At 67.8% G+C, this 14,072-nt stretch carries 13 protein-coding genes; 7 read left to right on the forward strand and 6 right to left on the reverse strand.

The features are described from left to right. The first annotated feature begins 35 nt into the window (after positions 1 to 35). From AC1U2B_RS01245 to AC1U2B_RS01255, 3 genes are all read left to right on the forward strand, one after another. A complete protein-coding gene (locus AC1U2B_RS01245) occupies positions 36 to 1,361 on the forward strand; it encodes an ABC1 kinase family protein (RefSeq protein ID WP_480215379.1) in 1,326 nt (441 codons plus the stop codon). Positions 1,362 to 1,501: 140 nt separating this feature from the next. Continuing rightward, a complete protein-coding gene (locus tag AC1U2B_RS01250; protein ID WP_480215380.1) occupies positions 1,502 to 2,911 on the forward strand; it encodes an HNH endonuclease signature motif containing protein in 1,410 nt (469 codons plus the stop codon). A 97-nt stretch (positions 2,912 to 3,008) separates the two neighbouring features. Then, a complete protein-coding gene (locus AC1U2B_RS01255) occupies positions 3,009 to 3,644 on the forward strand; it encodes a class I SAM-dependent methyltransferase (RefSeq protein WP_480215381.1) in 636 nt (211 codons plus the stop codon). Here the strand turns inward: AC1U2B_RS01255 and AC1U2B_RS01260 are convergent. Continuing rightward, positions 3,622 to 4,017 carry an MmcQ/YjbR family DNA-binding protein gene (locus AC1U2B_RS01260; protein WP_480215733.1) on the reverse strand — a complete coding sequence of 132 codons (396 nt, stop codon included), beginning with the start codon at positions 4,015 to 4,017 and terminating at the stop codon, positions 3,622 to 3,624. The genes AC1U2B_RS01255 and AC1U2B_RS01260 overlap by 23 nt on opposite strands. Before the next feature lie 123 nt (positions 4,018 to 4,140). Here AC1U2B_RS01260 and AC1U2B_RS01265 point away from each other — a divergent pair, with 123 nt between their 5' ends. Both AC1U2B_RS01265 and ligA read left to right on the forward strand, forming a co-directional pair. After that, positions 4,141 to 6,123 (forward strand): alkaline phosphatase family protein, encoded by a 1,983-nt coding sequence (locus tag AC1U2B_RS01265; RefSeq protein WP_480215382.1) that lies wholly within the window; start codon positions 4,141 to 4,143, stop codon positions 6,121 to 6,123. A 28-nt stretch (positions 6,124 to 6,151) separates the two neighbouring features. Further along, complete coding sequence (gene ligA, locus AC1U2B_RS01270; RefSeq protein ID WP_480215383.1) at positions 6,152 to 8,242, forward strand: NAD-dependent DNA ligase LigA; 2,091 nt, start codon at positions 6,152 to 6,154, stop codon at positions 8,240 to 8,242. A gap of 49 nt (positions 8,243 to 8,291) precedes the next feature. On the opposite strand, the gene AC1U2B_RS01275 is transcribed toward ligA, so the two are convergent. From AC1U2B_RS01275 to AC1U2B_RS01295, 5 genes are all read right to left on the reverse strand, one after another. Further along, positions 8,292 to 9,875 (reverse strand): polyamine aminopropyltransferase, encoded by a 1,584-nt coding sequence (locus AC1U2B_RS01275; protein WP_480215384.1) that lies wholly within the window; start codon positions 9,873 to 9,875, stop codon positions 8,292 to 8,294. Further along, on the reverse strand, positions 9,875 to 10,333 hold the full coding sequence (locus tag AC1U2B_RS01280) for a DUF350 domain-containing protein (RefSeq protein WP_071286028.1): 459 nt from the start codon (positions 10,331 to 10,333) through the stop codon (positions 9,875 to 9,877). The genes AC1U2B_RS01275 and AC1U2B_RS01280 overlap by 1 nt, the downstream gene beginning before the upstream one ends. A 25-nt stretch (positions 10,334 to 10,358) precedes the next feature. After that, positions 10,359 to 10,775, reverse strand: a complete 417-nt coding sequence (locus AC1U2B_RS01285) for a DUF4247 domain-containing protein (protein ID WP_418002445.1) — start codon at positions 10,773 to 10,775, stop codon at positions 10,359 to 10,361. A 5-nt stretch (positions 10,776 to 10,780) separates the two neighbouring features. Then, complete coding sequence (locus tag AC1U2B_RS01290) at positions 10,781 to 11,392, reverse strand: DUF4178 domain-containing protein (protein ID WP_480215385.1); 612 nt, start codon at positions 11,390 to 11,392, stop codon at positions 10,781 to 10,783. Positions 11,393 to 11,479: 87 nt separating this feature from the next. After that, the gene (locus tag AC1U2B_RS01295) at positions 11,480 to 12,136 is read right to left on the reverse strand and encodes an ACT domain-containing protein (protein ID WP_110789118.1); all 657 of its coding nucleotides are present in this window, start codon (positions 12,134 to 12,136) and stop codon (positions 11,480 to 11,482) included. A gap of 145 nt (positions 12,137 to 12,281) precedes the next feature. Between AC1U2B_RS01295 and gatC the strand changes: the two genes are divergently transcribed. Both gatC and gatA read left to right on the forward strand, forming a co-directional pair. Then, entirely contained in the window at positions 12,282 to 12,581 is a 300-nt protein-coding gene (gene gatC, locus AC1U2B_RS01300) for an Asp-tRNA(Asn)/Glu-tRNA(Gln) amidotransferase subunit GatC (protein WP_043393243.1), read from the forward strand. Continuing rightward, positions 12,578 to 14,062 carry an Asp-tRNA(Asn)/Glu-tRNA(Gln) amidotransferase subunit GatA gene (gene gatA, locus AC1U2B_RS01305; protein ID WP_480215386.1) on the forward strand — a complete coding sequence of 495 codons (1,485 nt, stop codon included), beginning with the start codon at positions 12,578 to 12,580 and terminating at the stop codon, positions 14,060 to 14,062. The genes gatC and gatA overlap by 4 nt, the downstream gene beginning before the upstream one ends. The last annotated feature ends 10 nt before the right edge of the window (positions 14,063 to 14,072 follow it).

Raw genomic sequence — 14,072 nt, forward strand, 5'->3', positions numbered from 1 at the left:
TGTCAAGATCGGCTAAGAAAGACAAGATCAACGCCATGGCTGAAATCCGCCGTGGCCGCACGGGACGTGCCGCCAAACTGGCAACCCTTCCTGCCGGCATCGCAGGCCGCGCCGTACTGGGCGTCGGCAAGCGCATGGCCGGCAAGTCGAAAGACGACGTCAACGCCGAGTTGGTCGAGAAGGCTGCTGAGCAGCTGTTCCAGGTGCTGGGGGAGCTCAAGGGCGCCGCGATGAAGCTCGGACAGGCACTTTCGGTGATGGAGGCCGCGATCCCACCGGCATTCGCCGAGCCGTATCGCGAAGCGCTGACCAAGCTGCAGAGTGACGCCCCGCCGCTGCCGGCGGACAAGGTGCATCGCGTGCTCGACAGCCAGCTGGGCACGAAGTGGCGCGAGCGATTCCAGTCCTTCGATGACGAGCCCGTCGCCTCCGCGAGCATCGGTCAGGTGCACAGCGCGGTGTGGGGCGACGGCCGTCGGGTCGCGGTGAAGGTGCAGTACCCGGGCGCCGACCAGGCGGTGCGCGCCGACCTCAAGACCCTGCGGATGCTGACCACGCTGTTCAAGCAGGTGGTTCCGGGCGCCGACGTCAAGAGCATCATCGACGAACTGATCGAGCGCACCGAGGAAGAGCTGAACTACCGGATCGAAGCGGACTATCAGCGTGCCTTCGCCAAGGCTTTTGCCGGGGATCCGCAGTTCTACGTGCCGGCGGTTGTCGCGTCGTCCCCGAAGGTGGTCATCACCGAGTGGATGGAGGGCCGCAAGCTCTCCGAGATCATCACCAGCGGCACCGAAGACGAGCGCAACCGGTGCGCGCACATGCTGCTCGAGGTCACCATCAGCGCCCCGTACCGCTGCGGCCTGCTGCACGTCGATACTCATCCGGGCAACTTCATGCTGCTCGACGACGGGCGGTTCGGCGTCATGGACTTCGGCGCCTGCGCGGTCCACGAAGGCGGCCTGCCGCGGGCAACCGGGCCCATCCTGCGGCTCGCGCGGGACGAGAAGTGGGAGGAGATGACGACCTACCTACGGGAGGAAGGTTTCATCCCCGCCGGGGCCACAGTCTCTCACGAGGAGATCAACGCCTACCTGCTGCCATACATCGAACCGTTGCGGCACAAGAGCTTCCACTTCAGCCGCCGGTGGCTGCAGGGCATCGCCGCCACCGCTGCCGATATCCGCAGCGAGCAGTTCGCCGCGACGTTCAAGACCAGCCGTCAGCTGAACCTGCCGCCCAACTACCTGATGATGTTCCGGGTGCTCGGTGGTCTGCTCGGGATTGCCGCGCAGCTGGACGCGACCATCAACTACGCCGAGATCGTCGACAAGTGGGTGCCCGGATTCCACGAGGACTGACGAGTTCGGCGCAGTAACTCCGGAGTCGTCGCGGCGGGTGGAACTCCCTGCTGGACAACATGTTTGACCTCACTGGTCACTTTCGGCACAGGTGTCCCAAACTGCAGAAAATTGTCGGTGCTTCGAACTAGTGTTCGAACATGGACGTCGACAACCCCACTGCTGTTGAGGAGGCTTACGCCGGCCTGGACACGGCACAGGCGCGGGTTGCGGCGGTGGACTACATGGCGTTGTCGGTGCCGGAGTTGTTGGCGGTGCAGTCCCATCGTGAGCAGATGCGGTGCGCCGCCCAAGCGGTTGATCATGCCGTGGTGGCCGCGTTGCAGGCCCAAACCACCGCACAGGAGATCGGGGCGAGAAACTGGTCCGACGCCCTGCGCATCCGGGACCGGCTCAGTAGCGAGGAGGCTCGCCGCCGGGTGCGGCACGCCGAACTTCTGGGCCCGCGGCGATCGTTGACCGGGGAGGTGTTGGCGCCGCTGCGTCCGTATGTCGCTGCAGCCGTGGCTGCGGGGGCGATCAATGCTGATCATGTCGATGTCATCGAATCGTTCTTCGCCAAACTGCCCACCTGGGCGGCACTGGCCGCCCTCGATGAATCTGAACTGGCGCTGGTGGCCGCCGCCCGCAACCTCACCCCGGAAGGGTTGCGTGCTGTGGTCAAACGCAAGCTCTACGAACTCGATCAGGACGGTCCCGAACCCGATGATCGCGACCCGGAACCGGATCGGGACCGCGCCCTGGTGCTATCGAGGCAGGCTGCCGATGGCGGCAGTGAGCTGAGGGGCCGGCTCACACCCGAGGCACGCGCGATCTACGAAGCGTTGATGGTCAAGTACGCGGCCCCTGGCATGTGCAACCCCGCTGATCCGGTGCCGTGCACTTCCGGGACGCCGTCGCAGGAGCAGATCGACAACGATCACCGCACCCTGGCCCAGCGCCAGCACGATGCCTGGGTCACGATGGGCCGGTTGCTCCTGAGCGCCGATTTGGGTGAGCACAACGGCTTCCCAGTCACCGTCGTGGCGACCTGCACCCTCGAACAACTCGAGCAGCGCGCCGGGGTCGCGCAGACCCACACCGGCAGCTCCCTGCCGGTCACGGATCTGGTGAACCTGGCCGCCCAGGCAGGGGCATCCTGCTACCTCACGGTGTTCGACAACCATGCCGATGTTCCGCTGCACATGGGGCGGGCGCGGCGCACCGCCACCACCGGTCAACGTCTGGCCCTGTTCGCCCGCGACAAAGGCTGCACCCGTCCCGAGTGCACCCGGCCCGCCGCCGACTGCCAAGCCCACCACGCGGTCGCCGACTGGCGTCACGGCGGCCGGACCGACATCACCGACCTCACGCTGGCCTGCGGCCCCGACAACCGCCTGGCCACCGAGGGTGGCTGGACCACAGAAATGCGAAACGGCCGCGCACACTGGACCCCACCACCACTGCTCGACGTCGGCCAACCAAGAACCAACACCATCTACCAACCCCAGCTCTATCCCACCGAGAGCGGAGACGACGAAGGCGGTGAAAGTGACAGTCCCGCAAGCTAACCCGGTGTCAATAGCGCCCGGTGGCACGACACGTCGGTGCGCTACGGATGTCACGCATCAGGCCGACCGTGTCACCATGCCCGCGTACGGTTGGCCGATGCCCGATTTTCTGGCCACGACCCGAGACGGCTACGACCGTGCGGCCGCGAACTACGTCGCGCGCTTCCAGCACCATCTCGACGACAGGCCGGTGGACCGGGCCATGATCGGCGCCTTCGCTGAACTGGTACCGCGAGGCCCCGTGCTCGACGTGGGCTGCGGCACCGGGGTGGCTACCGCGGCACTAGCGGCCGCCGGCTTGGACGTGACCGGAATCGATCTGTCTCCCAACATGATCGAGCAGGCGTGCCGGCACAACCCGGGCCTGGCGTTTCGGGTTGGCTCGATGCTCGACCTCGATGCGGAGGACGGCAGCGTCGCCGGGCTCTGCGCCTGGTACTCGATCATCCATGTGCCCGACACGCATCTGCCGCGCGTCTTCGCCGAGTTCCACCGGGTGCTGGCGCCTGGCGGCGTGGTGCTGCTGGCATTTCAGGTCGGCGACGAACCGCGGGTGCTGACGGACTTCGACGGTGAGCCGGTGAACTTGACGTTCATCCGTCGTCAATCGACGGTCGTCGCAGATCTCTTGTCGAACAGCGGTTTCCGTGTCTATGTCGAACTGGTCCGGCAACCGGACGACGGACTCGAATCCACCGCGCAGGCGTATCTCATTGCGCGTCGAGCAGTTTGACCAGCCGCTTCGTCGCGACCAGCCGGAATGACGCGTCCAGCAGCTCACGGACCTCGTTCCAGTCGACTTTCGCCGCGGTGAAATCGAGCCCGAGCCAACCGGACGGTCCCATGTAGGCGGGGTAGTAGAAGCGCGAATCCTGTTCCAGCGCTGCGCGGTCGGACTCGTCGACCTTGACCAACAGGGAGTGCGGGTAGGCGACCATCTCGCCGGTCACCTTCGAATTGCCGCCGTACATCGCGAACATCTTGGGTGCACAGAACACCGGGCGACCCCAAGACACCTTCTCGAAGGCTTCGGGGAAGCTCAGCGCCACCGCTCGCAGCTCCGCCAGGCCGGGGTCGTCATCGTCGAACATGATCGGATGCGGCACATTGCCACGGTAACCCTTGACCTGCCCGCGCGGTGGCATGAGGACGACCAACCTTCAAATTGACTGTGCATCAGGTTGGCGATTCCTGTGCGATCGGTAATTGTCGCGCGTTATACATTCCGGATGACAGCTGGAAGCTTTGTTGGTCGGGTCGGGGGTCTGGCGGTCGCACTGGGGATCGGTACCGCGCTCGCGGGGTGGAGTGACTGCCCCGCCTGGGCCGATACCGCCGCAGGGGCGGGAACGACGTCCCAGACATCCCAGTCGGGCCAGTCGGCAGGTGCATCGTCGGACGCCCCGGCGAAGAAGCAGCGGAAATCGGCCAAGTCGAAGTCGAAGCCCGCCAACAAGGACCAGGCCGCCAAGCCGGAGAAGAAGGTTCAGCAGCCCACTGCCTCCGAGAAGCCGACCGCCTCCGACAAGCCGACCGCCGCCGACAAGCCGGCAGCGGCCGAGCAGGCAAAGCCCACGGCGCGGGTGCGCCCACCGCGCGTCGCTCGCATCAAGCCAGCCGAGCACGTGACGGCCGCCGAGCCGGCCAAGACTGTCGCGGCGCCGACGGTCACCGCTGCCGTCGCGTCGCAGGCCACGAGCGAACAGCCCGCCGTCAAGGTGGCCGCGGTAGCCACCGCTCCCATCGCCAAACTCACCAAGGCCCTGCGGTCGCTGCAGGCGCCGGTGTCGCCGCTCAGTGCGACGTCGGTGCTGGTGGCCCTGGCCGCGGTCCGCGACGAGTTGGAACGCAATACCGTCAAACCCGCCAGTGCCGTTGCACCGCAGTCGGTTTCGGCGCTCGCCGACACCACGCCCAACGTCCTGGTGATCGGCGTCGACGGCACCAATCTGAGCCGCGTGCTGGCCGACCCGGCCAACGCCAATTTCTTCCAGCTGATGCAGGGCGGCACCACGGCGCCGGCCAGCATCGTCGGCCACACCACCATCAGCAATCCGTCCTGGACCGCCATCCTCACCGGCGCCTGGGGTGAGAAGACCGGTGTCATCAACAACATCTTCAATCCGGCGGTCTACAAGAAGTGGCCCACGGTGTTCAACCAACTCGAGACGTTCAACCCCGGTATCCAGACCACCGCGATCGCGAACTGGGACGTCATCTCGGCCATCGCCGTGTCGGGCTCGGTCGGCGCCGACCACGTCGTCAACATCTCCCACATCGCGGGCGACGCCAACTGGTCACTCACCGACGACGCCGTCGGCGACGCGACCGAGGCCGCGATCGGCGCCGCCGACCCGAACAAGCCGAACTTCGTGTTCAGCTACTTCGTCGGGGTCGACGAGAACGGACACAACTACGGCGGAGCCTCCACGGCCTACGCCGACGCGGTGCGAAATGTCGACCGCAACATCGGCGAGATCATGCAGTCGGTCAACGACTGGGAAGCGGCCACCGGGGAGCAGTGGACCGTCATCGTCGTCACCGACCACGGCCACCAGGACAGCAAGGGCCTCGGACACGGCTTCCAATCACCCAATGAGACATCGACTTTCGTCATCGCCAACAACCCGGACCTGTTCACCGCCGGCGGCGTCAACCTGAAGTACCAGATCGTCGACGTCACGCCGACGGTCGTGACGCTGTTCGGCGGCACGCCCGCCCCCAAATCCGACGGTGTCTCGATCACCAACCTGGGCGGCAGCACCGTGAAGCCGATCGATGACGACGCGGCGCTGCGTGCCACGGTGCTGGATGTGATCGGCAAGTACGGGTACCCGAACATCGGTACCGATCTGACGCTCGGCGTGCGGACCGTCGCCGCGTCGGTGCCCTACTTCCTCAACCAGGCTTTCGATCAGGTGACGGCGCAATTGGAGTCGATCGCGACGCAGCACATCTTCATCATCAGCCCGCTGGCACAGGCGATGACCGTGCCCGTGCAGCTGGTCGGCGACCTGTCGTATGCGGCGACGAACGTCGTCGCGCAGATCGTCGCCAGGCTCACCGGGGTCACCGGGGCCAGCCTCGTGCCGATCTTCATGCCGCCGTTGCCGCCGCTGGTCGGTACCGAGGATCCGCAGCCGCTGAGTCCGGTGGCCGCCTGCACCGTCCTCGTGGCGTGCGGGACGTCGTCGGGGATCATCGCGGCCTGACGTCATACCCCTTCGCTAGCCTTACCCCGTGAGCTCACCCGATCCCGACGTGCGCCGGCAATGGCAGGAACTGGCCGAAGAGGTTCGCGGTCACCAGTTCCGCTACTACGTCAAGGACGCGCCGATCGTCTCCGACGGTGAGTTCGACAAGCTGCTGGGGCAGTTGCAGCAGCTCGAGGACACGTACCCCGAACTGCGGACGCCGGATTCGCCGACGCAGCTGGTCGGCGGCGCCGGATTCGCCACCGAGTTCGGCGAGGCACAGCATCTGGAGCGGATGCTGTCGCTGGACAACGCGTTCAACACCGACGAGCTGACGGCATGGGCGGCGCGGCTCACCAACGAACTGGGCAGCGACCTCGAATATCTCTGCGAGCTCAAGGTCGACGGGGTCGCGCTGGCCCTGGTGTACCGCGACGGCAAGCTGGTCCGGGGCGCCACCCGCGGCGACGGCCGCGCCGGTGAGGACGTGACGCTCAACGCCCGCACCATCACCGACGTCCCCGAGCAGCTGACCGGCACCGACGAATTCCCGGTGCCCGCGGTGCTGGAGGTGCGCGGCGAGGTGTACTTCCGGGTCGAGGATTTCGCCGCACTGAACGCCAGTCTCGTCGAGGAAGGCAAGGCGCCGTTCGCCAATCCGCGCAACAGCGCCGCCGGGTCGTTGCGGCAGAAGAATCCGGCCGTCACCGCACGCCGCCGGTTGCACATGATCTGCCACGGACTGGGCTACACCGAAGGTTTCGAGCCGGCGTCGCTGCACGACGCGTATCGCGCGCTGCAGGCCTGGGGTCTGCCGGTGTCCGACCACACCACCCGGGTTACGGGCATCGCCGCGGTGGCCGATCGCGTCGCCTACTGGGGCGAGCATCGCCACGACGTCGACCACGAAATCGACGGTCTGGTGGTCAAATTGGACGACCGGGCGCTGCAGCGGCGCCTCGGCGCCACCAGTCGGGCGCCGCGCTGGGCCATCGCCTACAAGTACCCGCCCGAGGAAGTCACCACCAAGCTGCTCGACATCCGGGTCAGCGTCGGACGCACCGGCCGAGTCACGCCGTTCGCCTACATGGAGCCCGTCACCGTCGCGGGGTCGACGGTCGGGCTGGCGACGCTGCACAACGCCACCGAGGTGAAGCGCAAGGGCGTGCTGATCGGCGACACCGTCGTGATCCGCAAGGCCGGCGACGTCATCCCCGAGGTGCTCGGCCCCGTCGTCGACCTGCGTGACGGCACCGAACGTGAATTCGTCATGCCTGCAACGTGTCCCGAGTGCGGCAGCACCTTGGCGCCGTCGAAGGAGGGCGACGCTGACATCCGCTGCCCCAACACGCGGTCCTGCCCGGCGCAGCTGCGCGAGCGGGTGTTCCACGTCGCCGGCCGCGGTGCCTTCGACATCGAGGGCCTCGGCTACGAGGCGGCGACCGCGCTGCTGGCCGCCGATGTGATCACCGATGAGGGCGACGTCTTCGACCTCACCGCGGAACAGCTGTTGCGCACCAGCCTGTTCACCACTCAGAAGAATGAGCTGTCCGCCAACGGCGCCCGGCTCCTGGCCAATCTCGGCAAGGCCAAGCAGCAGCCGCTGTGGCGGGTGCTGGTGGCGCTGTCCATCCGGCACGTCGGCCCGACGGCGGCGCGGGCATTGGCCGCGGAATTCGGTGATCTGCAAGCGATTACCGAAGCGTCAGAGGAACAGCTGGCCGCGGTCGAGGGCGTCGGCCCGACCATCGCCGCCGCGGTGATCGACTGGTTCACCGTCGACTGGCACCGCGCCATCGTCGACAAGTGGCGGGCCGCGGGCGTCCGGATGGCCGACGAGCGCGACGCCGGTATCGAGCGGAACCTCGAGGGTCTGTCGATCGTGGTGACCGGTTCGCTGACCGGTTTCTCGCGCGACGAGGCCAAGGAGGCGATCCTGGTCCGCGGCGGCAAGGCGGCCGGCTCGGTGTCGAAGAAGACCGCCTATGTGGTGGCCGGTGACGCACCAGGTTCCAAGTACGACAAGGCCGTTGAGCTCGGGGTGCCCATCCTCGACGAGGACGGCTTCCGGCGCCTGTTGGAAGTCGGTCCGGAAACTGAGGCATCCCCCGAGGGGGAAGCCTCGGGGGACGCGTAGCGGGCTCGTACTTGGCCCTACTGGTCGGTGGGGTTGAGGCGGCGGAAGATCAGCGGTACCCGCGGCGCATGTCGTCGACGATCAGCGGATGCTCCAACGTCGACGGCGGCAGGTGCTGCGGCGCGGTGTCGGGCGCGAAGACGGTGGCGGCGTCGAGCACCTGCTGATTCAGAAACCGAAGCGGGGGAGCGTCTTTCGGTAGCGCCGGCATCGGTGGCACCGGGCCGCGGCGGGCCAGGGTGAAGCCCCAGTCGCCGAACGTCGGCACCTCCACGTGGTACGGCCGCACGGCCAGCCCCGCGGAGGCGATGGTGGATACCGTGCGCCAGAACGCGATCGGCGTGGAGTAGGGGCTGCCGGACTGCACCACCAGCAATCCCTGCGGCGCCAGCGCCCGGGCGATCAGGCTGTAGAACTCCGTGGAGTACAGCCGGCCGAGCACCGGGTTGTCGGGGTCGGGTAGGTCGACGATGACCGCGTCGAATCCGCCCGGCGGCACCACGTCCGGGTGTGGGAGCCGCAACCAGGTCATGGCGTCGTCGAGAATCAGCTGGAGCCGCGGATCGTCGAGTGCGCCGGCGTTGGCGTCGCGCAGCTTGGTGCGCGCCACCGCCACCACCGCCGGATCCAGCTCGACCTGGACGATCCGGTCGATACCTTTCTGGCGCAACAATTCCCGCGCCGCCAGCCCGTCGCCGCCGCCGATCACCAGCACCGAGCGCGCACCCGCACCCAGCGCCGGGTACACCAGCGACTCGGTGTACCGATACTCGTCGCGCGTCGAGAATTGCAGTCCGCCATCGAGATACAGCCGGGTATCGTCACCGCGCCGCGTCACCACGATTTCCTGGTACGCCGAATGCTGGTAGGCCACAATTGGATCGGCGTACAACCGCTGCCGGGACGTGGTCTCGATGCCGTCGGCGGACGCCATCAGCGTGGCCAGCACCGAAAACGCCAGCACGAGGGCGCCCAGTGCACCGATGAATTCCCGCCGGGTCAGGATGCGGCGCAGCAGGAACACCGAAACCACCGCTGCGGCAGCCAGGTTGATCATCCCCGTGGCAGCCGCGCCGCGAATCATGCCCAGGTACGGCAAGACCAGGAACGGCCACGCCAGGCCGCCCAGCAGGGCGCCCAGGTAGTCGGCGGCATTGAGGTTGGCCAGCACCCGCCCGGCATCGGTGGCCCCTGCCACCCGGCCCCGTTGTAGCAGCGTCATCAGCAGCGGCACCTCGGCGCCGACCAGTCCGCCGATCAGCGCCGTCGCGACACCCAGCACCCAGTCGGAGTCACCGAGGTAGGCGAACGTCACGTACAGCACCGTCGCCGACAGGCCGCCCACGACACCCAGCGCCGTCTCCACCGCGATGAAGCTGATGGCCGCGCGTCCCAGCAGTGCTTTGACCAGCAGGCCGCCGACGCCAAGGGCCGCCACGTAGCCCGCGACGATCAGCGACGTCGACACCACGCCGCCGCCGTTGAGGCTCGTCGAAAGGGTCAGCAACGCAAGCTCATAGACGATGCCGCACGCGGCGCACGCCGCCACGGCCGCCAGAAGCAGGGCGCGCCAACGGGTTCCGATGACCGGCTCGGGGGCCGTCGGGGCCGCCCCGATGGCCTCTGTCACCATCAGGTGAGGGCGGCGGCGTTGATACCGCCGACGGCGAGCAGGACCACGGCCACCGCGACCGCGGCGGGGTGGAAGTCCTCGGAGTGGATGTCATTGCGGAAGTGGCCGGGCGCCAACAACTCCACGGCCACCAGGGCCAGACCCTGCAGGGCGACGCCGATCAGCCCGTAGATCAACGTGTCGATCAGGCCCTGCCCGAGACGGTCGGAGCTCGAGTGGATGGCGGTGATGATGATGGCTGCCAGTGAGACGTCCATGGCGGCGGTGACGGCCACCGCGTTGGGCCGCCGCTCGACGAAGACCTGGCGGCGCAGATTGCCGGGCGTCAGCACGTCGACCATGACGAAGCCGGCGGCCAGCACCAGCACGCCGACCACGAAGTACAGCACTGAGCTGACCACGTTCTGGATGAGTGCGTCGGTATGGACGGTGCCGAAGTCGATGGCGGCCAGGTTCATCGGAGTCTCCTCGGAATTGGTTTGGTCATTTGACACCGCCCGGCCCGCCCGAGCTGCCGCCGGAACTGTGCGACGGTGAACCCGGGCTGAAACCCGGACCCAGAAAGACGTAGCTGCCGTGGTTGTACCCCGAGTTGAGGCTCTCCATCCGGATGGAGCAGGACTGTCCCGAGCCCGCACCGACGATCACGATGGAGTCGTTGTAGCGCAGGTAGTAGTTGCCGCGATCTGTCCCTCGCGCCTGTGGCGGGTGCGCCCGGGCAAGGTCGTCGGCAACGGCGCTCGGCGACCCGTTGCACCGGTAGGTGTTGTAGCCGACGTTCTGATAGTGGTCTTTGACGTAGGAGTTGATGGTGCGCGCGGTGCTGATCCCGATCGCCAGACAGATCACCGACGCGACGGCGAGCACCCCGGCGAGGATCAGCATCTTGCCCCGGGTCATGGCGGCTACGAACCCGCGGGCGGAGCGGGGTACACCGTGAGCTCACCGGGCGACATGACCTTGCCGGTCGACACCTCCCACGGAGAATTCGGCGACCACTGCTCAAAACTGAGCAGGGCGGCACGGCCGGCGCTGGCGTAGTCGACGTAGTTCATCTGGCCTTGTGCGGGCAGGCCGGTGGTGCCCTCGGAGGTGTAGTGCGCGTCGCCGGTCTCGACCTCGTCGTACTGCACGCCCTCGATGGTCAGAGGGCCGATGGGCTGCAGAGCCAGGTCGGGTCGCTTGGTCCAGAACGCGAGTTCCAGCCGTCCCTCGTCCTCTTCGACGCTGAACCAGATCGGTTCTCCCTGACCGCCTTCCAGCAGATGCTCCCACCAGATGAACGGGCCTTCGCGATAGGTCACCGAGCCGCGCACCACGTAGTCGACGCCGCCGTAGCTGACGATCGCGCCGGGCCCCAACTGTTTCGGCCCGAACACCGGCATCTCGCCGGACTTCAGCGGGTCCTGGCGGGCGCCGGAGGTTCCCGGCTTCTTCGCCCGGGTGAAAGCGAGCACCACGACGATGATCGCCGCGATCATCAGCAGCACGCCGATGACGATCAGAAATGTGCTCACGTGTGCCCTCCAGCGAGATGTGGGCTCACGCTAGCAGTTTGAGCTGGAGCGCAGCTGTATTCGCGCAGGTCGTGTGGCCGGGGATACCTAGCGCACGATGGTCGCGACGATGCCCGCGAGATATCCGAGCCGCGCGACCTCCGACGGGCGGAAGGCCGGTCCGCCCGGGCGGCCGAGCATGATCGCGGTGTACGGGTCACCCAGCGGCGCCGCGGCCAGAGTGGTGTCGATGTCCCGCCAGAACTGCGGCACCCAGTCGCCCGTGGCGTCGAGGGCGGCGGCGTGTTCCAGCGGCAACCACGGTGCCGAGTCGGCGAGCGTCTCGGGCGCACCCGGGCTGCCGGCGATGCGGCGAGGTTCGGCGCCGCCGGTCACCACGACGCACCATCCGACGCGCAGCACGCGCGGTGCCTCGTCGGCCAGCACCTGGAGGCGGGCGGCCTTGCCCTTGGCGGCGGCCACGTGGTCGATCAGTTCCAGTTCGCGATGGGCCTCGAGCAGCCCGGTGTGGGGCCGGATGCTGTCCACGTACACGCCCTTGAGGGCCTCTGCCGCGGTGATCAGGGTGTCGGGCATGGACCCGAGCGGCAGCTCGACCACCAGGTCGTCGACGGCGTAGCCCGGGCCGCGTTCGACGACGTCGAGCGACAGGATGTCGGCGCCCACCGTGCCGAGAGCCACCGCCAGCGAGCCGAGGCTACCGGGGCGGTCTTCGAGCTGGACCCGCATCAGATAGGAGGACACGCCACAACTGTGGCACAGCGTCATGGCGACGGCAGGACGTGCGGGTGCGGTGCGTGTCACGGCTCGGGACGATTTGCCGCACTCCTCAACGCGGCTCGTGCCTCGCCGCTTGATCGTCGTCCGGCCCCCACTAGGGTGTTCAGACGTGTCGAAGATTTCCCGGGACGATGTCGCCCATCTGGCGAATCTGGCCCGGCTCGCCCTGACCGATGGTGAGCTGGACAGTTTCGCAGGCCAGCTCGATGCCATCCTGGCGCACGTCGGCAAGATTCAGGCCGTCGACGTCACGGGTATCGAGGCGACCGGCAATCCCCTCAAAGAAGTCAACATCACCCGGCCCGACGTCGAGGCAGCGAGCCTCTCGCAGGACCAGGCGCTGGCGGAGGCCCCGCGGGCCGAGGACGGCCGGTTCGCCGTGCCGCGCATTTTGGGAGAAGCAGAGTGAGCGACCTGATCCGTTTTGACGCGGCCACGCTCGGCGAGAAGATCGCCGCCGGCGACGTGTCGGCCACCGAGGTCACCCGGGCTCACCTGGACCAGATCGCCGCCACCGACGAGACCTATCACGCCTTCCTGCACGTGGGCGCCGAGGAAGCGCTGGCCGCGGCCGCCGCGGTCGACAAGCAGGTGGCGGCGGGCGAGCCGCTGGCCTCGCCACTCGCCGGAGTTCCGTTGGCGCTCAAGGACGTTTTCACCACCACCGACGCGCCGACCACGGCCGGCTCGAAGATTCTGGAGGGCTGGCGGTCGCCGTACGACGCGACCGTCACCGCCAGGCTGCGCGCGGCCGGCATCCCGATCCTCGGCAAGACCAACATGGACGAATTCGCCATGGGGTCGTCCACCGAGAACTCGGCCTACGGCCCGACCCGCAACCCCTGGGACGTCAACCGCGTGCCGGGCGGTTCCGGCGGCGGTAGTGCCGCGGCGCTGGCGGCATTCCAGGCGCCGCTGGCCATCGGCACCGACACCGGTGGCTCGATCCGTCAGCCGGCCGCGCTGACGTCGACCGTCGGCGTCAAGCCCACGTACGGCACGGTCTCGCGGTACGGCCTGATCGCCTGTGCGTCGTCGCTGGACCAGGGCGGACCGTGTGCCCGCACGGTGCTCGACACCGCGCTGCTGCACCAGGTGATCGCGGGCCACGACCCGCGCGATTCCACCTCGGTCGACGCTCCGGTGCCCGACGTGGTCGGGGCAGCCAGGGCCGGTGCCGCCGGTGACCTGAAGGGCGTCCGGATCGGTGTGGTCAAGCAGCTGCACAGCGGCGAGGGCTACCAGCCCGGCGTGCTGTCGTCGTTCAACACCGCGGTGGACCAGCTGACCGACCTCGGCGCCGAGATCACCGAGGTCGACTGCCCGCACTTCGACTACTCGCTGGCGGCCTATTACCTGATCCTGCCGTCCGAGGTGTCCTCGAACCTCGCGCGCTTCGACGCGATGCGCTACGGCCTGCGGGTCGGCGACGACGGCACCCACAGCGCCGAAGAGGTGATGGCGCTGACCCGCGCCGCCGGCTTCGGTCCGGAAGTCAAGCGCCGCATCATGATCGGCACCTACGCCCTGTCCTCGGGCTACTACGACGCCTACTACAACCAGGCCCAGCGGGTGCGCACCCTGATTGCCCGTGATCTGGACCAGGCGTACGAGAAGGTCGACGTACTGGTCACCCCGACCACCCCGACCACCGCGTTCGGGCTGGGGGAGAAGGTCGACGATCCGCTGGCGATGTACCTGTTCGACCTGTGCACGTTGCCGCTGAACCTGGCCGGGCACTGCGGCATGTCGGTGCCGTCGGGCCTGTCGCCGGACGACAACCTGCCGGTGGGTCTGCAGATCATGGCGCCGGCCCTGGCCGACGACCGGCTGTACCGCGTCGGTGCGGCCTACGAAGCCGCCCGCGGCGCACTGCCCACCGCCGTCTAGCCACGAGCAT

The sequence above is a fragment of the Mycolicibacterium sp. P4_G11 genome, from assembly GCF_056555145.1.